This is a genomic window from Candidatus Binatia bacterium, from assembly GCA_035631035.1.
Taxonomy (GTDB): Bacteria; Eisenbacteria; RBG-16-71-46; order SZUA-252; family SZUA-252; genus DASQJL01.
This window is the reverse complement of sequence record DASQJL010000090.1, coordinates 1-17,764: the sequence shown is the minus strand read 5'-3', so window position 1 is coordinate 17,764 and position 17,764 is coordinate 1. Positions and strand designations below refer to the sequence as shown.

Below are 17,764 nucleotides of genomic sequence, written 5' to 3'. Positions count from 1 at the left end.
TCGGACGGCGCTCGGGGCGCGCGGAGGGCGGACCCTGGAAGCGCTCGCGCGGCGGCGGATAGGGGGTCCGGTCGCGCTGCGCGGGATAAGAGGCACGGTCCCGCGGCGGATAGGGGCCGCGGTCGCGAGGCGCGTAGGGCGCGCCTCCACGCGGTCCGGCGGGGCGATCCTTGCCGTAGGGCGCGCGGCCGGCCTGCGGTGGCCCGCCGGTGCGGTAGGGCGTGCGCTGCGGCGGGGCGCCCGGGTAGCGCGGCGCTCCCTGCGGCCGCGGCCCGCGCGGTCCGCTGTCCCGCGGGACGTACCGACCCGCTCCCCCCGGACGCGGTCCCATGGCGCGCGTCCCCGGAGGGCGGTTCTTGCGCTCGCGCGCCCGCTCCTCGGCCTGCTGGCGCATGAACTCGAGCTCTTCGGGAGGGATCCGGCTTCCGTACTGGGGATGTTCGCGCATCACCGGAGTGTCGTCCCGGCCCGGCGGCCGTCCGCGCGGCGGCTTTCCCGGCCGGGCGCCCCGGGGGGCGGGCGGACGCGGCGTGCCGGGCGTGGAGGACGTGTGCGGGCGTTCGCGCTTCTTGCGATTGGGCTTCATCATATTGTGGGGATGTTCCTCATCGCGGGAGGCCGCACGTTGCATGCGTCTCGCGCGTGGTCGAGTGGACGGCTCAGGGCGTGGCGCCCGACACGGCGCTCACGAGCCGTGCGCGCGGGTCACGCCATGCCGAGGGCGCGGCGCGCCAGATCGCTCAGCGCCTTGCCGTCGGCGCGGCCCTGGGCGCGCGCGGTGACTTCCTTCATGACGCGGCCGAGATCCTTGGGCGAGGAGGCGCCCAGCTCGGCGACGACTGCGTCGACCAACGTCTTCGTCTCGTCCGGGGTGAGCGGCGAGGGCAGGTATTCCTGGACCACCGCCAGCTCGGTCTGGATCTTCTGCGCGGCTTCCTTCTGGCCGAGCTTCTCGAACTCGGCGGCCGACTCGCGCAGCTTCTTCGCGTAGGAGGTTAACACCTGGAGGACCTGGGGGTCGGGAAGGATCTGGATGGAGGCGTCCTTCTTCTTTTCGAGAAGGATCGCGCTGCGCATCATGCGAAGGGTCTGGAGCCGGTCCGCCGCCCCGCCCTTGAGCGAGGTCTTCATGTCCTCGTTGATCCGTTCTTCGAGCATGCGCGCACCCCTGGTCCGCCGATCGACATCGCTCGCGACGCCCTGCGTCGCTCGGCGGCAAAGTATAACAGAATCTTGACATAGGCGAGGAAAACGGCCACACTGCCGCCCGATTCCATCCCCCACGATCGCATCAGTGATTCCGGAGGCAAGCCGTGATCCCTTGGGTGCTCCGTCCGCCCTTCGTCCGTGCTGCGCGCTGGCCGCTCCTGCTCCTCCTTCTACTCCTCCCGGCCGTGACGCCGCGGCCCGCGCGAGCAGTGGAGGAGCGGGCCTGGGTCTCGCTCGAGCTCTCCGGTGACTTCTACGATCCCGAGCAGGCGCTTCAAGATCATTTCGGCTACGGCGTGCGGGGCGCCGGATTCCTGAACCGCTGGGTCGGCGTGGAGGGGATGTTCCACCGGTCCTCGCCCAAGCTGGAGACGCCGGCGATCGGAAGCGGAACCTTCACGCACTACGGCGCGGGGCTGATCCTCACCCCCGACCGCTATCGCTGGACGCTCCCGTACGTCTACGGCGGCGTCGGTTCGGCCAAGGTCTCGCGCGACGACGTCGCCGGGACCGGCGTCACCGGGAGCTCCTCCCACTCCGCGTTCCACTTCGGCGGCGGCATCGTGGTGCGCCTGGGCGAGAAGCTCGGCTTCCGGCTGGACGGCCGCGACGTGACCTACAAGCAGGACGGCGGCCCCGGCCGCGATACGCGCGTGAACGCCATCATCGCGAGCGGCGCCGTGACCGCCTTCTTCGCGGGACGCTCGCGCGACACGGATGAAGACGGGGTTCCCGACAAGCGCGACCGGTGCAACGAGACGCCGCACGGCGCGGTGGTGGACGCGACCGGCTGCCCGCTCGACACCGACGCGGACAAGGTCTTCGACGGGCTCGACAAGTGCCCCGGCACGCCGGCGGGCGCGGTGGTGGATGCCGGCGGCTGCCCCGTGGACACCGACAAGGACGGCGTGGCCGACGGCATCGACGCCTGCAACGACACGCCGCAGGGCGTCCTGGTCGACGCCAAGGGATGCAGCCTGGACACCGACCAGGACGGCGTGGCCGACGGTCCGGACAAATGCCCCGGCACGCCCGCGGGCGCGACGGTGGACGCGTCGGGATGCCCGATCGACAGCGACGGCGACGGCATCGCCGACGGCATCGACGTCTGCCCGGCGACGCCCGCGGGCGCGGCGGTGAACGCCGGCGGCTGCCCGCTCGAGCCCACGCGATACGAGCGGCAGCTCCTTCAAGACTGGATGATCCGCCTCACCGACCTCGCGTTCGTGCCCGACTCGTCGCGTCTCCTCCCCGAGGGGATGGCCCGCATCGACTCGGTCGCGATCGCGCTCCGGCAGTGGCCGATGCTGAAGATCGAGATCGGCGCTCACGTGGACGACGGGGTCGCGCCCGGCTATCGCGTTCCGCTCTCAACCCAGCGCGCGCAGGCGGTCGCCCGCTATCTCTTCCAGCAGGCGCCGAACCTCGATCCGAAGAACTTCTCGCTCACGGGCTACGGCGACACCGAGCCGATCGTCTCGAACCGCTCGGCCGCAAACCGCGCCAGAAACCGGCGGATCGAGTTCAAGGTCCTGAATCCGAACGTGCTCTCGCAGGAGCGGCAGCGGCGCGCCTCCTTCGGGTCGGCCGCGCCCGGGTCGGCGCCGGGGACCCCTCCCGAGACGCCTCCGCCCCCACCGGGCGGCGAAGCGCCGCCTACCCCGCCGCCTCCGGGCGGCAACTAGAACGACCGGCGGGCCGCGCGCACGGAGCGCGAGACCCGCCCGCGCGCGACAGGAGGGACCGCGCCGTGCCCCTTTCCTCCGCATGGATCCCGGCCGCCGCCCTGGCCGCCGGCGCCGGACTGCTGGCGACGACGCTATTGGCGCGCCGTCCTCGCGCCGATCGCTCCCGGACCCTCGCCGCGCCCGCTTCCCTCCCTTCCGAGCCGGCCCATCCGGCTCCGGATGAGCCGGGGCCCGCCCGGGAATGCGCGAGCCTGCCCGAGGCCGGCGAGCGCCACCGGATCGAGACCGAGCGCCAGCACGCGCTCTCCCTTCTCGAGGCCACGCTGGAGTCCACGAACGACGGGGTGCTGGTCGTGGACCGGAACGGGAAGATCGTCCGCTTCAACGAGCGCTTCGTGCACCTCTGGCGCATCCCCGCCGACATCATCCGGAGCCGCAACGACGACCGCGCGCTGGAGACGGTGCTCGCCCAGCTGGAGAACCCGGAGGCATTCCTCGCGCGCGTCCGGCAGCTCTACGCCAACCCCGGCGCCGAGAGCCACGACGTGCTCCGCTTCAAGGACGGCCGGGTGTTCGAGCGCCTCTCGAGGCCGCAGCGGCTCCGCGGCGAGGTGGTGGGGCGGGTCTGGACCTTCCGTGACGTGACCGACCGCGAGCGGGCGCTGGCTGAGCAGCGGCTCGCGGCCGCGCGCGAGGCGACGATCGCGCGAAACCTGGACTCGGCGCTCTTCACCTTCACGCTCGGCGAAGACCTGCGCGTCGAGGAGTACCAGTACTTCTCGCTCGGCGCCGAGGGGCTGTTCGGCGTGCCGCTGGACGATCTGCTGGGCGACCCAGGCTTCTGGGACGCGCGCATCCACCATGACGACCGGGAGAACGTGGTCCTTCCGGCGCTCCGCGGCCTGCTCCGCCTCGAGCCGGCGATGATCGAGTTCCGCTACGAGTCCTCGAAGGAGATCTTCCGCTGGCACCGGAGCCGCTTCGTGCCGCGCCGCGAAGCCGACGGACGCGTGCACGTGGACGCGATCGAGACCGACGTCACGGAGCGGGTGGGCCTGGAGGAGCAGCTCCGGCACGCCCAGAAGCTCGAGGCCGTGGGCCAGCTCGCCGGAGGAATCGCGCACGACTTCAACAACATCCTGACCGTGGTGATCGGGTACGCCGACCTGCTTCTCACGCGCCTCAAGCCGGACGACCCGAACCGCCGCGCCGTGGAGGAGATCCACAAAGGGGGCGACCGCGCCGCCTCGCTCACGCGGCAGCTCCTCGCCTTCAGCCGGCGGAGCCCGGCACAGCCGCGGCTGGTGGACCTCGGCGCCTCGATCCGGGACCTGATGCCGATGCTGCAGCGCCTCGCGGGCGAGGACATCGGCTTCGACCTGGATGTGACGCCGGGACTGGGCCCGGTGCGGGTCGACCCCTCGCAGCTCGAGCAGGTGATCGTGAACCTGGTGGTGAACGCGCGCGACGCGATGCCCGACGGCGGGACGCTTCGGATCGCGGTGGACCGGGCCGAGGTGGCGACGGCGCAGGTGCTGGCCGAGCCCGACCTGGTCGCCGGCTCCTACGTCCGCCTGCGCGTGGCCGACACCGGGAGCGGGATCGATACCGAGGCGCTCGAGCACATCTTCGAGCCGTTCTTCACGACGAAGGGTCCCGGCCGTGGCACCGGACTGGGGCTGGCCACGGTCTACGGCATCGTGCGCCAGCATCGGGGCCGCGTGAGCGCCTCGAACCGGGACCCGGGGGCCGAGTTCGAGATCCTGCTCCCCGAGCTTCGGGCGGAGGGCGCGGCCTCGCCGGCTCCGGCGCGCCCCGCCGGCCTTCCCGAGGGGCGCGAGTCGGTGCTCCTCGTCGAGGACGACCCGGCGCTCCTCACCCTGGGGCGCGAGGTCCTCACGGAGCTGGGATACCGCGTGCACGCCGCACCCGGCGGGCGGGAGGCCCTTCGCCTCTTCGAGGAGGGGCGCCCCGCGATCGACATCCTGGTGACCGACGTGGTGATGCCGGGGATGGGAGGGCGCGAGCTGGCCGGGAGGATCACGGCCGAGCGCCCCGACCTTCCCGTGCTCTACGTCTCGGGGTACACGCGCGACGCCGTGCTGCGGGAGGCGATCTCGGGCGCCGCCGACGGCTCGGGCATCGCGTTCCTCGAAAAGCCCTACACCGCGCTCATCCTGGCGCGGCGCGTCCGCGAGACGCTGGACGCGAGAAGGAACGCGGCGACGGCGTAGCGGGCGCGACCCGGCCGTTCCCTCCGGCTACCCGGCCGTTCCCTCCCGGCTGACCGCTTCCCTCGACCGCACCGCGTCCGCCAGGGTCGTCTCCACCGGCGTCGGCGCCACGCCGAGGTCGCCGAGCGTCTTCGGATTCCGGAGCGGCGCCAGCCGGCGCAGGTGCAGCACCAGCTCCCGCGGGAGCACGAGCTGGCGCAGGAAGGAATGCGGCGGGAGGACGGGCGTGAGCAGCCCGAGCTCCTCCACCAGCAGGTCGGGTAGCCGCCGGCGCGGCGGGGCGATGCCGCTCAGCTCGGCGAGGCGCCCGTACAGGTCCCCGAGGCGGATGCAGCTGGACGTGGCGAAATACCTCCGGCCGCCGTGCCCGCGTCCGATCGCCGCCGCGACGAAGCGGCCGAGATCGCGCCCGTCGCTCATCGCGAGCCAGACGTCGTCGAGGATCCGGTACGGCAGCTCCCCGGCCACGTACAGCGCGATCAGCCCCCCGAGGATCGTTTCCACGCCGGGCGCGAGGAGCACGCCGGGACTCACGACCAGGGTGCGCATCCCCCCCGCGCCGTTCGCCTCCAGCACGAGCGCCTCGGCCTCGGTCTTCATGCGCACGTAGTCCGACTCGTAGGCCCCCTCGGGCGGCGTCTCCTCGTCCACGTCGCCGCTCCGGTCCGAGCGCTCCTGCACCGTGCCGGTGTAGCCCATCAGCACGAAGGCCTTCACCCCCGCGCTCTGCGCCTCGCGCAGCAGCGACTCGGTGCCGCCCACGTTGATGCGGCGCTGCCGCTCGCGATCGAAGCGCACGAAACCGGTGCGCTCCGCCGCGTGCACGACCACGTCGCAGCCATCGGCGATGCCCCGCAGCGACGCGGGGCGCCCGAGGTCGCCGACCCGCAGCTCGGCCCCGGCCGGAGGCGGCGGCTCGCCCGGGAGGGCGCCGCGGCGCGCCAGGAGACGCAGGGGCGCGCGGAATCCGGCCAGGTCGGGGGCGATCAGTCGCCCGACGGTGCCGGTCGATCCCGTGAGAAGGATGCGTTCGGGGAGATAGGGAATTCGCATGGCGTCATCGCGCGCGAGCGCGCGTGCTTAACTCTACCGAATTCGGAGCGTCCGCGGCACTTCCGAATCGCTGTCGCGAACGCCCCTGCCGCCTCCGGCGCCGACGGCGAAACGCAACGACCCGCCCTTGCGACTCGCGCAGCTTGCGCGACGCGCGCTGGCTGAAACCAGCCGGCGACCGGCCGACCGGCTCGCTCTTGGCCGGCATCCCAGCCCGGTGCGCCGGACGCGCCCCCGCGTAACCTGCGGCCGCGCACCATCCTCGATGCGCCTCGTCGCGTCCCGTCCGGCGGCTCGACGCACCCGGCACGATGGCTGCACCCGACCCTGGCGTCGGGTAGGCGTCCGCCCTGGGCGCCGCTGGCCCGAGTACACCTATTTTCGGTGTTCTCTGCGGCCCATTCGAAGAGACCAACGCATTGGAGGTGTCGCCGTGCGCCAAGCATCTTGGCGGGCGTGGCCCGTGTTCGCGCTCGCGCTCCTGACGTGGGCCCTGCTGCCATCGGCCGCGGAGGCGGGTCCCTACTCGCGGCTTCAAGTGTTGCTGCCCGGTGAGACCGCGGCGCCCGGTACGGCGTCCGGCAAGAGCGGCACGCCGCGCGCCCAGATCACGGGCACGCCGTTCGCGGTGACCGTCAACGCCTGCGACGCGTCCTGGAACGTGGTCACCACGAACTCGAATTCGATCTCGATCGACGCGACCGACGCGAGCGCGACCTTGCCCGCGCCGGCCCAGCTCGTCTCCGGCACGAGGACCTTCTCGGTCACGATCAACGCCGCGGGCACCTTCACCGTCGGCGCGCATGACCAGACGGACAACACGATCCCGCCCGGAAGCTCGTCGGCGGTGGTGGTCCGCATCCTCGACCACTTCGTCTTCTCGGGCATCTCGCAGAAGAATCAGTACGCGGGAACCTCGATGCCCCTGACCGTCACCGCGAAGGATCCCTCGGGCAACACCGTGGCCGGCTACTCCGGCCCCGTGGTGCTGCAGGAGATCACCTCGTTCGGGCCGGGCCGGATCTCGGCCAGCCCCGGCCCCGACTCGGTCATCACGATGACCAACGGCGTCTGGAGCGGCAACGTCACGATGTACCGCGCCGACGAGACGAGCATCAATCGCGGCAACGTGAACGTCTACGCCTACGATCAGGCGCATCCGACGAAGAACGGCACCAGCGATCCGTTCACGGTGCATCCGGGCACCTTCAGCCGGGTGCAGATCGTCGTGCCGGGCCAGAGCCCCTACCCGGGCAGCCTCTCGGGCGTCGCGGGCGCGCCGGCCACGCAAGGCGCCGGGACCAACTTCAACGTCTCGGTCTACTCCACCGACCCCTATTGGAACCCGCTCCCCAGCTCGGACAACGTGCGCGTCACGTCGAGCGACGGCGCGACCAACACGAGCGGCGCCCTGACGAACGGCTTCCGCCAGTTCACGGTCCATCTGAACACGGTCGGGACGCAGACGCTCACGGTGACCGACCTCACCAGCTCGAAGACGCCGATGACGAGCGCCGGCATCCAGGTGGTCCCGGCCGGCGTGAGCAAGTTCGTCTTCAACACGATCACTGGCCCGCTCACGGCGGGCACGCCGGTCTCGGTCACGGTGCGCGCCACGGACGCCAGCAGCAACACGGTCCCCGGCTACAACGGCGACGCGATCCTCCAGGCCAACACCGGCAACCAGAGCATCACGCCGACCAGCATCACCTTCTCGAACGGCACCTGGACGGGCAACGTCACGTTCCAGGGCGCAGGCGGCTCGGTCGCGCTCACCTGCGCGGACTTCTCGGCGCCTCCCAAGACGGGAACGAGCAACTCCTTCGTCGTGAACCCGGGCCCGTTCGCGGGCCTTCAGGTGATCCTCCCCGGCGAGACGGCGCTGGGCGGCACGCCCTCGGGCAAGACCGGCACGCCGACCAACCAGACCGCCGGAAATCCGTTCACGGTGACGGTGCGCGCCGTGGACCAATACTGGAACCTGGTGCCGGGCGTGAACGATCGGATCGTGCTCACGTCGACCGACACGTTCGCGTGGATGCCCAGCGACACGGTGCTGGTGAACGGGCAGGTGCTGATCCCGACCCGGCTCCACAAGAGCGGCCTCCAGACGATCACCGCGCGCGACTCGACCAACTCGGGCATCACGCCGAATACGTCGTCGCAGGTCAACGTGATCGGCGGCACGTTCGCGCGCCTGCTGATCCTGGCGCCGGGCGAGACGCCCGCTCCGGGCACGGCCACGGGCCGCGCCGGGGCGCCGACCGACCAATCGATCAACTACGCCTTCAACGTGACCGTGCTCGCCACCGACCAGTGGTTCAATCCGGTCGGCGGCGCCTCCGACGTGGTCCACATCACGTCGGGCGATCCCCTGGCGCAGCTGCCGCCGAACCAGGCGATGGTGAACGGCGAGGTCGACCTGCCGGTCCGTCTCGCGACGGGCGGCTTCCAGCAGATCTCGGCGACCGACGTCACCAACGCGGGCAAGGCCGGCAGCACGACGCAGGTGCGGGCCATCTCCACCGGCTTCCATCTCCAGGCCGACATCGCCCCCTCGACGGCCAAGGCGGGCGAGCCCTTCACGCTCACCGTCAAGGTCACGAACGACGCGGGGAGCGTGATCCAGGAGATCAACTCGTTCGTCACCGTCGTCGTCAAGAACGCCGGCAGCCAGGCCGCGGGCCGCGGCACGCTGCTGAACACCCAGTTCCAGCTGCTCCAGGGCCAGCGCTCCATCTCCGAGACCTACACGTTCGTCGAGCCGATCATCATCGAGGCGCACGACGACGCCGGAAACGCGCCGGCCACGAGCAACGTGATCACGATCACGCCGGGCGACCCGGCGGCCATCCGGATGAGCAGCAATCCGAGCTGGGTCGGAGGCAACAAGCACGCGACCGTCAACGCGCGCGTCGTCGACGCGTTCGAGAACGGCGTTCCCGACCAGCCCGTCGTCTTCTCGCTCCTCAGCGGCACGGGAACCCTGTCGCCCATCGACACGACGACTGCCACCGACGGCAACGCGCGCGCCGACTTCCTGAGCCCGCGCCAGCCCGAGATGGACCAGATCCGGGCGACCTCGGGGGCCCTGCAGAACGACCTGAATCTCGAGACCGCGTTCGTCGACCCGACCAAGGGCGGCGGCTACGCCACGAACTATCCGAACCCGTTCCATCCGCCCTCCGAGGGCACGACGATCGCCTACAAGCTGGACGACAACGCCTCGGTGACCATGCGGATCTACACGCAGACCGGCTCGCTCGTGAAGCGGATGTTCTTCGACAAGGGAGTCACCGGCGGTCTCGCGGGTCTGAACGAGATCGTCTGGGACGGCAAGAACGGCAAGGGCGACGTGGTCGCGTCGGGCGGCTACGTCGTGTTGATCGAGGCCCAGGGAACGGGCGAAACGCTGCACGTCATCCGCCGCAAAGTCGCGGTGGTCCGGTGAGCGGGGGAGGCCGAGCCATGTTCGTCAAGTCGCGTCATCACATGCTGAGCGCCGCGCTCGCGGCGGCTCTCGTCCTGACGGCGGGCGCCGCGCGGGCCGAGGACGAGACGGGCGGCGCTCCCGGGTCCTGGTTGTCGCAGTACGTGTCGGCGCGCACGATCGGTCTGGGCGGCGCGTTCGTCGGCGCCGCGGACGATGCGTCCGCCGTCGCCTGGAATCCCGCCGGGCTGGCGCTCCTCGTGCCGAACGAGGCGCGCTTCGAGTCGGCGCGGCTCTTCGAGGACACGTCGATCAACGCGCTCAACTTCGCGGTGCCGGGAAACAAGCTTCCCTGCTTCGCCGTGAGCGTGATCTCGCTCCATTCCGGCGCGTTCGACCGGACCAATGAGCTGAACGACCCGCTCGGCACCTTCAGCGAGGGGGAGACGGCCTACATCTTCTCCCTGGCGCGCGCGATCAACCCGCGCTTCGCGCTGGGCACGAACGTGAAGATGATCCGCCAGACGGTCGAGGACTTCACCGGCACCGGCATCGGCTTCGACGTGGGCGCCGTGGCCAACGTGACGCCGAACCTCCGCGTCGGCGCCTCGGTCCTGAACGTGGCGGGCCCGGGCATCACGCTCCGCGACACGAAGGAGACCTATCCGATCGAGTTCCGGGGCGGCTTCTCGGCCACGGTGCTGCGCGGCCGCGGCCTCCTCACGGCCGAGGTGGACCAGTCGCAGGGACCGGGCGTGCGCTTCCGCGGCGGGTCGGAGTACTGGATCCAGCCGATGTTCGCCCTCCGCGTCGGCATGGACGACCAGAATCCCGCGGGCGGGATGAGCTACCGCTTCGCCGGCCACTACCAGTTCGACTACGGCGTGCTCGACCATCCGCTCGGCCTGACGCACCGGATCGGGCTCACCTACCGGTTCGGCGGCTTCTTCGCGAGCGCCAAGGCCGATCCGCAGATCTTCTCACCGACCGGCGAGCGCGCGACGACCAAGATCGACCTGAACGCGCGCACCAAGGGCGAGACCGACTCGTGGGCGCTGGAGCTGATCAACAAGTCCGACGAAACGGTCCGCAAGTTCGGCGGCAAGGGCGTTCCGCCCGCGCACATCGAGTGGGACGGCAAGGACGAGACCGGCCTCCCGCTTCCGGACGGCACGTACCGCTACCGCCTCACCGTGACCGATACGCAGGGACGCGTGATCGAGAGCCACGTGCGCGCGGTCACCATCTCGACGGGCGGCCCGCAGGGCGAAGTCCCGGTCATTCCGGTTCAGTAACCACACGGGGGCGAGGGCGATGACGCACATGGACGAGCAGACGACCAGCCAGAGCGGGGCGCGCGCGGCGCGCCTCGCCGCCCTCCTTCTCGCGCTTGCGGCGGCTTCGATCGCCGCCCCGGCGCGGGCCGAAGCGCCGGCGCCGCCGGCGGGCCTTCGCGGCGCCGCGCTGTCGTTCGAGACGGCGCGGCTCCTCCCCGAGGCCTCGCGCGCCGCGGCCCTCGACCAGGCCGACCATCTCGCGGTGGAGGCCGCCAAGGGCGCGCGCAACGACGACGAAAACCAGGCCGCGCGCTACCTCTGGGCGCAGATTCTCCTCGAGAAGGGGAACGTCGCGCGCGCCTCCGAAGCGCTCCACCAGTCGGCCGACGGGCTCGGGAAGAGCCCCTACGCCGATGACGCGGAGCTCCAGTCGATCCAGGCGCTGGAGGCGCAGGGCAAGGACGCCGACGCGGCCAAGGCGTGGGTCGAGTGGGAGAAGCGCTTCCCGCAGAGCCCGCTCTGGGGCGAGGCGAAGCTCGCGCAGGCATGGAACGCGCTCCGCCGCGGTCAGAACGCGCCGGCGGAGAAGCTGCTCGCGGCACTCCTGGCCAAGCAGCCCTGGTACGCCGGCGACGCCCGCGTGCAGCTCGCGCGCGCCACGGCGCTCTACGCGAACGGCAAGGCGGCCGAGGCCCTGGCGCTGGTCGGCCCCAAGCCGGGCGGCGCCGGAGGCGCGGCGGCGGCCTATCTCCGGGCGCTCTGCCATCGGAGCCTCGGCTCGATGCTCGCGTCGGCCGCGGCGTTCCAGGAGGTGGCGGGACGTTATCCCGATTCCCCTCTGCGCGACCCGGCCCTGCTGGGCAAGGCCGACGCGTTCCTGCGCGCCCATGATTACCGGAGCGCGGCCGAGGAGTTCGCCCGCGCCGCGAAGCAGGCGAAGGATCCGAACGTGGTTGCCGAGGCCGAGGTGCGCGCCGCCGGAGCCGTCTCCCTGACCGGGGCCTCCGACTCGGCGCTCGCCCTCTTCCACGGCATCGTCGAGCGCCGGCCCGGGACCGACCAGGCCGCGCGCGCTCAGTTCCTGATCGGCGACATGCTCGCGACCCGCGGCCAGTACGCCGAGGCGATCGTCGAGCTGAACCGGGTCCTGACGAACTACTTCCAGCACTCGGTGGCCGCCAGCGCGCAGTACCGGGTGGCCCGCTGCCTCGACGCTCTGGGACGCAAGTCCGACGCGACCGGCTCCTACCAGGCCGTGGTGTCGGGGTATCCGCTCGAGCCCGAAGCGCCCGCCGCGGCCTACATGGCCGGCGTGGGCCTCCTCGCGCAGAACCGCCCGCGCGCCGCGGCGCCCTACTTCCAGATCGTGCTCGACCGCTACGTGGCGAGCGCCATGGACTCCACGCGCTCGGTGCGGCCGATCACGCCGGAGCGCCAGGAGCTGATCGACGCGGCGCTCTGCCTGCTCCTCTATTCGTACCGGACGGCGGGCGACCTGGGCCAGGTGGCCGGCGCGCCGCATCTCCTGCTGCAGAAGATGCCGCCCAGCCACAATCCCTGGCGCGCCTATGCGCTCCTGATCGACGCCGACGCCATGGCCGCGCAGTCGCGCCATCCCGAGGCGCAGGAGACGCTGGAGAAGCTGATCCACGACTTCCCCGACCACCCGGTCGGCGCCTCGGCGGCGAAGCTTCTCGCCTGGACCTACGCGCAGCAGGGCAAGGACAGCCTCGCGGTTCAGACCGAGGAGAAGCTGGTCCTGCGCTACGGCGCCACCGACCAGGTGGTCGTGGCCGGGGCGCTGCTGGACATCGCGCACGACCGCTTCAACCAGAAGCGCTATCGCGAGGCGGCCGCGGGCTACGAGGACTTCCTGAAGCGCTTCCCCGCGAGCCCGAAGCGCCACCTGGCGAACTACCAGGCGGGGCTGGCCTACGTCCGCCTGAACCGGCTGGGGGACGCGGTGGACCACTGGGAGGCGATCGTTCGCGACAGCTCCAAGGCCCCGATCGCCGAAAAGGCGTGGGCGCGCGCGGGCGACCTCTACTTCCAGGCTCAGCGCTACAGTGACGCGAAGCGCTGCTATCGCGGGCTCCTCGAGAACTTCGCCACGACCGACGCCGCGGCGCTCGCGACGCTCCGCATGGGCCAGTGCGAGTACAACGCCGGCAACGACGCGGCCGCGCTCGAGGCCTTCTCGCAGGCGATGGCGCGCTTCCCCGATAGCCCCTATGCCAAGGAGGCGAAGCGCGGCACCGAGCTCGCGCTCTACCGCCTGGGCCAGAGCGACAAGGGAACGGCGGTGCTCGCGCAGCTGGTCGAGCAGTATCCGAACAGCGCGTATGCCGCGGACGCGCTCTTCCAGATCGCGAAGAACGACTATCAGGCGAAGCGCTACGACAAGGCGTCGGACGGATTCCGCCGCGTCGTGAGCCAGTTCCCCGGCTACTCGGCGGCGGACCAGGCGCAGTACCTCCTGGCGGACGCCCTGGACAAGGCGGGCAAGCCGGCCGAGGCGCGGCAGGCCTCCGAGCAGTTCCTGGCCTTCTTCCCCGAGAGCGACCTGCGCCCGACGGTGCAGTTCCAGCTGGGGCTCCAGCAGTTCCAGAACAAGGAATACGCGCCCGCCGCGGTTGCCTTCACGCAGGTGCTCGCGGACAGCGCGGCGCCCGACGTTCGCGCCGCGTCGCGGTACAACCTGGCCCTCTGCCAGCGCTCCCTCGGACAGACCGAGGAGGCGCGCGTCACGCTCGAGGCCTACCGCGCCGAGCGCCCGGCCGATTCCCGCGCCGACGAAGTCGCCTATCAGCTCGGCGACATCCACGACACCGCGGGGCGCTACGCCGACGCGCAGGCGGAGTTTGAGAAGGCCCTGGACGGCAAGCCGAGCGCCGCGCTCGAAACCGAGCTCCGGTTCCGCGTCGGCCGCTGCCTCGAGGAGCAGCAGAAGATCGACGAGGCGACCCGCTGGTACATCCGCGCATCGCAGGCGGTGGACCGCCGGAACGCGTTCCGCCTCTCGGCCGTCGCCCGCCTGGCGGCGATCTACGAGTCCAAGCGCGAGTTCGGGAAGGCGATGGCCGCCTACCAGGACATCGCTTCGTACTCGAAGGACCGGGAGCTGGCGCAGGCCGCGGCCGGCCGCGCGTCCCAGCTTCGTTCGAGCCGCACGACCCGCTAGTCCCGAACACCGAAAGGAGCGAGACGACGATGTTCGAGAATTTCGACTGGATCCAGGCCATGCGGACGAGTCCCGTGATGGTCGTCATCCTCTTCTGCAGCGTGCTCACCGCGGGCTTCGCGCTGGAGCGCGCGCTCTACTACTGGAAGCGGCGCGGCAACCCCGACGCCCTGCTCGCGTCGGCGCTGGTCGCCGTGCGTTCGGGCAACCGCGAAGAAGCGGTCCGGGTGCTCACGTCGAATCCGCATCCGATGGGCCCGGTCGCGGCGGAGCTGGTGAAGAACCTCGACCAGCCCGAGGGCGTGATCGAGGAGAAGATGCACATCGCCCTGAGCGAGCAGCGGATGCAGCTGGACCGGAATCTGGGCTTCATCGGAACGATGGGCAACACCGCACCCCTGATCGGCCTCCTCGGAACGGTGTGGGGCATCATGCGCGCGTTCCACGACATGGCGCGGACCGGATCGGCCGGACCGTCCGTGGTCGCGGCTGGCGTGGCCGAGGCGCTCTTCACGACGGCGGCGGGACTCTGCGTCGCGGTGCCGGCGGTGATCGTCTACAACCATTTCGTTCGCCGGATGGGCGTCATGCTGACCGTGGCCGAGAACAACGCCCGTACGATCCGCATGAACGCCGGCTCCTCCACGCACCAGGCCCACCGGGCCGCTTAGGAGATCCCCATGGCCGGTCGCCGATGGCGCATGCGCAATCCGGAGTCGATCTTCGAGCCGAACATGACTCCGCTCATCGACGTTTGCCTGGTGCTCGTCGTGATCCTGATGGTCGCCACGCCGATGGCGTTCCAGTCGAGCATCGGCGTGCAGAACGCGGCCAAGGCGGGCAAGGCGGCGGCGATCGCGGCCAAGTCGGAGCGGGTGGAGATCTCCATCGTCTCCGCGGACACGGTGACGGTGAACCGGACCACGGTGGTCCGCAAGGACCTGCCGCTCCTGTTGAAGCCGCTGCTGCAGCTGAGCTCCACGAAGGCGGTCATCGTCCACTGCGCGGACAACGTGTCCAATGGAGCGTTCGTGGGCGTTCTCGATGAGGCCAAGCAGTGCGGGGCCGCGCAGATCGCGGTCGTGGGAGGGTGAGATGCGGAGCTTCACGCCGCGGCAGACGCTGATCACCAAGGTCAACGTCACGCCGATCATCGACGTCGCGCTGGTGCTCGTGATCATCCTCTTGGTCACGGCTCCGATGCTGGCCGTCTCCGACCTGCCGGTGAACCTGCCGCAGGCCCAGACGCGCGAGTCGGAAGACGAGCGCAACCTGAGCATCACGCTGTCCTCGTCGGGCGAGCTGGCCCTGGACGAGACGCGCGTCACGAAGGAGACGCTGGTCGCGGCGATCCGCGATCGCCTGCAACAGAAAGGGAACGACAACGTGCTCGTGGTGGTGCGCGCCGACGAGGACGCGCCCTACTCGGTGGTGAAGGAGCTCCTGGCCGACGCCCGGGAGGCCGGCGCGGCGCGGATCGCGCTCGCGACCCGCCAGAAGACGGAGACCGTCCGATGACCGCCGCGACCCTCCATCTCGATCTCGCCCAGTGCCACACGCGCACGCGCCGCACCATGACCGCGAGCGTCGTGCTGCACGCGCTCCTCTTCCTCTGGATCGCGACGATCAAGTCCTCGGCGATCGAGACGCCCCCGATCACCGAGATCACGATGCTCTCGGCCGGCGACCTGGCGACGATCGACGCAGGACCCGCGGAGGCGGCGCCGCGCGTCGCGCCGCGGCCGGGACTCGCGCCTCGGAAAGTCGAGGTGGACCAGCGTTTCGAGCGCAGCGCCGACCGTGCCGACATCACGCTCGACCCGCAGAGCCCGACCTCGATCGCGGACCAGCTCTCGGCGCGCCTCTCCCGGATGACCCAGGAGGAGCGGCCCGCCGTGCCCGGCACGGTGATCGCCCCGCCGAGCGCGGTCTTCGGCAGCGGCCCCGTGACCGCGAAGGGCATGGGAATGGGGGTGCCGGTGGCGCTCTCCCGGGGCGGCGCCCTGGGCGGCGCGGGCGCGCTTCCCTTGAGCCGCGGCGGGGGCGGCGGCGCCGGAACGGCGCCGGCCACGCTTCCCGCGGTGAAGACCGTCGCATCGGCTCCGGCGCAGGTGGGCGACGCCACGGCGCGCCGCACCATCGCGGGCGCCTCGGTGGCGGGACCGATCGCCGACCGGGCGGTGCTCCAGACGGTCGTGCCGGAATATCCGGAATGGGCCAAGAAGGAAGCGGTCGAGGGGTCGGTGACGCTCTACTTCGTGGTGCGCTCCGACGGCACCGTGAAGGAGAACGTCGTGATCCAGAAGACGGCCGGCTTCGGCGACTTCGACGAAAACGCGCGCACCGCGCTCCGGGGCTGGCTCTTCGAGCCGCTTCGCGGCGGACGGACGGGCGAACAGTGGGGCACGATCACCTTCCACTTCCGGCTTCGCGACGCCGGCTGATCGAGGAGACGCGATGAACCTGCGAACCTTTCGTGACACCGTCGCGGCTGCCGCCGCGGCCGCGCTGACGCTCTTCTTCGTCGCGCACCGCGCGACCGCCGGAACGACCGGGACGGCGGGAACGACGAAGCCCTCGGTCTCCGTCGGCACGGTGAGCGTCGTGACGCCGACGGCCGCGGGGCCCGAGACCTCGGCTGCAGTGCCGGGCACGCCCGCCGCGAAGGCGCCTGCCGCGAAGCCGGCGGCCGTGCCGTCCAAGTCCCATCGGACGAAGAAGAGCGCCGCCAAGCCCGCTCCGGCCCCGAACGAGGCCGTGAAGGCGCCCGCTGCGGACGCCAAGGGACCGGCGACGGCGAGCGCCGCGCCGGCGGCACCGGCGACCGGGGCGACCGACGCGCCGGCTCCCGACGCCAAGGACGGCGAGAAGGGCTACACCATCAAGGGCGGCGCCGAGCGCACCGACCTCCGCTCGCTCACGATCGAGGGGGAGGATCGGGTGCACGTGGAGATCGAGCGGCCGCCGCTTGCGCTGCAGCTGGACCCGGCGAAGGTGAACGGGCTGGACTTCGGGACGGCGGAGGACGTGCTGGACCGCACGCCGCCCGACCTGACGACGGGATTTCTCGCGGTTTCGGCGAGCGAGCGCTCCCCGTACACGGGGCGGCCCTGGCTTCGGCAGTTCGCGAGCGGGTCGGTGGCGCGCTTCCAGCCCAACGTGCGCGGCACCGAGCGGTGGAAGCTGACGGTGGCTGACTCGCACGGCCAGACGGTGGCGCAGTTCGGCGGCAAGGGCGAGGCGCCCAAGGAGATCGTCTGGGACGGACGCGCTCTCTCGGGAGCTCCGGTCACGCCGGGCATCACCTATTCCTACGTCTTCGAGGCGGTGGATAAGGCGGGCAACAAGCGGAACTTCGTCGGACAGGGGTTCAAGGTGTCGGCCTACCGGCTCGACTCGCCGCTCGGACCCACGCTGGTCTTCTCGGCCCAGACGCTGCAGGAGGGCGCCGTCGCGACGGCCTACGGGCCGACCGGCGCCGCGACGCGGCCCGCGCCTCCGATCGTTCTGGAGGCGGCGAGCACGCTCAACCAGTCGCCGCGCGTCTCGCAGCCGATCCGCGTCGACGTGACCGGCCGCACCTACGAATACGCGAACGCCACCGCCAAGCAGGTCGCGGCGTGGATCGCAGCGCTCACGATCGGCGACCCCACGCGCGTGCAGGCCGTGGCTTCTGTCGAGCCCGACGCCCC

General features: G+C 71.4%; 13 protein-coding genes. 10 read left to right on the top strand and 3 right to left on the bottom strand.

Translation table 11 applies throughout. The features are described 5' to 3' along the window. The coding region (locus VE326_09930) for a hypothetical protein (GenBank protein ID HYJ33525.1) at positions 1–448 on the bottom strand (448 nt) is incomplete at its 3' end. Positions 449–705: 257 nt separating this feature from the next. Beyond that, positions 706–1,158 carry a GatB/YqeY domain-containing protein gene (locus VE326_09925; protein ID HYJ33524.1) on the bottom strand — a complete coding sequence of 151 codons (453 nt, stop codon included), beginning with the start codon at positions 1,156–1,158 and terminating at the stop codon, positions 706–708. A 155-nt stretch (positions 1,159–1,313) separates the two neighbouring features. Between VE326_09925 and VE326_09920 the strand changes: the two genes are divergently transcribed. Then, complete coding sequence (locus tag VE326_09920; GenBank protein ID HYJ33523.1) at positions 1,314–2,894, top strand: OmpA family protein; 1,581 nt, start codon at positions 1,314–1,316, stop codon at positions 2,892–2,894. A 65-nt stretch (positions 2,895–2,959) separates the two neighbouring features. Continuing rightward, complete coding sequence (locus VE326_09915; GenBank protein ID HYJ33522.1) at positions 2,960–5,131, top strand: ATP-binding protein; 2,172 nt, start codon at positions 2,960–2,962, stop codon at positions 5,129–5,131. A gap of 27 nt (positions 5,132–5,158) precedes the next feature. On the opposite strand, the gene VE326_09910 is transcribed toward VE326_09915, so the two are convergent. Further along, positions 5,159–6,184 (bottom strand): NAD-dependent epimerase/dehydratase family protein, encoded by a 1,026-nt coding sequence (locus tag VE326_09910; protein HYJ33521.1) that lies wholly within the window; start codon positions 6,182–6,184, stop codon positions 5,159–5,161. A 433-nt stretch (positions 6,185–6,617) separates the two neighbouring features. Between VE326_09910 and VE326_09905 the strand changes: the two genes are divergently transcribed. From VE326_09905 to VE326_09870, 8 genes are all read left to right on the top strand, one after another. After that, positions 6,618–9,635, top strand: coding sequence for a FlgD immunoglobulin-like domain containing protein (locus tag VE326_09905; protein HYJ33520.1), 3,018 nt, complete (start codon positions 6,618–6,620; stop codon positions 9,633–9,635). Between the two features lie 17 nt (positions 9,636–9,652). Then, positions 9,653–10,909: a PorV/PorQ family protein gene (locus tag VE326_09900; GenBank protein ID HYJ33519.1), complete on the top strand. Its 1,257-nt coding sequence runs from the start codon at positions 9,653–9,655 to the stop codon at positions 10,907–10,909. A 28-nt stretch (positions 10,910–10,937) separates the two neighbouring features. Then, a complete protein-coding gene (locus VE326_09895; protein HYJ33518.1) occupies positions 10,938–14,072 on the top strand; it encodes a tetratricopeptide repeat protein in 3,135 nt (1,044 codons plus the stop codon). A gap of 29 nt (positions 14,073–14,101) precedes the next feature. After that, complete coding sequence (locus tag VE326_09890) at positions 14,102–14,743, top strand: MotA/TolQ/ExbB proton channel family protein (GenBank protein ID HYJ33517.1); 642 nt, start codon at positions 14,102–14,104, stop codon at positions 14,741–14,743. A gap of 9 nt (positions 14,744–14,752) precedes the next feature. Beyond that, positions 14,753–15,166 carry a biopolymer transporter ExbD gene (locus tag VE326_09885; protein ID HYJ33516.1) on the top strand — a complete coding sequence of 138 codons (414 nt, stop codon included), beginning with the start codon at positions 14,753–14,755 and terminating at the stop codon, positions 15,164–15,166. 1 nt (position 15,167) lies between these two features. Further along, positions 15,168–15,590, top strand: a complete 423-nt coding sequence (locus VE326_09880; GenBank protein ID HYJ33515.1) for a biopolymer transporter ExbD — start codon at positions 15,168–15,170, stop codon at positions 15,588–15,590. Then, entirely contained in the window at positions 15,587–16,516 is a 930-nt protein-coding gene (locus tag VE326_09875; GenBank protein HYJ33514.1) for an energy transducer TonB, read from the top strand. The genes VE326_09880 and VE326_09875 overlap by 4 nt, the downstream gene beginning before the upstream one ends. A 13-nt stretch (positions 16,517–16,529) precedes the next feature. Beyond that, on the top strand, positions 16,530–17,764 hold a 1,235-nt coding region (locus VE326_09870; GenBank protein HYJ33513.1), incomplete at its 3' end, for a hypothetical protein.

Bases quoted from the DNA above. Each gene is read 5' to 3' on its own strand.
- VE326_09925 (HYJ33524.1), bottom strand. From the start codon at position 1,158: ATGCTCGAAGAACGGATCAACGAGGACATGAAGACCTCGCTCAAGGGC.
- VE326_09910 (HYJ33521.1), bottom strand. From the start codon at position 6,184: ATGCGAATTCCCTATCTCCCCGAACGCATCCTTCTCACGGGATCGACC.
- VE326_09900 (HYJ33519.1), top strand. From the start codon at position 9,653: ATGTTCGTCAAGTCGCGTCATCACATGCTGAGCGCCGCGCTCGCGGCG.
- VE326_09895 (HYJ33518.1), top strand. From the start codon at position 10,938: ATGGACGAGCAGACGACCAGCCAGAGCGGGGCGCGCGCGGCGCGCCTC.
- VE326_09890 (HYJ33517.1), top strand. From the start codon at position 14,102: ATGTTCGAGAATTTCGACTGGATCCAGGCCATGCGGACGAGTCCCGTG.
- VE326_09885 (HYJ33516.1), top strand. From the start codon at position 14,753: ATGGCCGGTCGCCGATGGCGCATGCGCAATCCGGAGTCGATCTTCGAG.
- VE326_09880 (HYJ33515.1), top strand. From the start codon at position 15,168: ATGCGGAGCTTCACGCCGCGGCAGACGCTGATCACCAAGGTCAACGTC.
- VE326_09875 (HYJ33514.1), top strand. From the start codon at position 15,587: ATGACCGCCGCGACCCTCCATCTCGATCTCGCCCAGTGCCACACGCGC.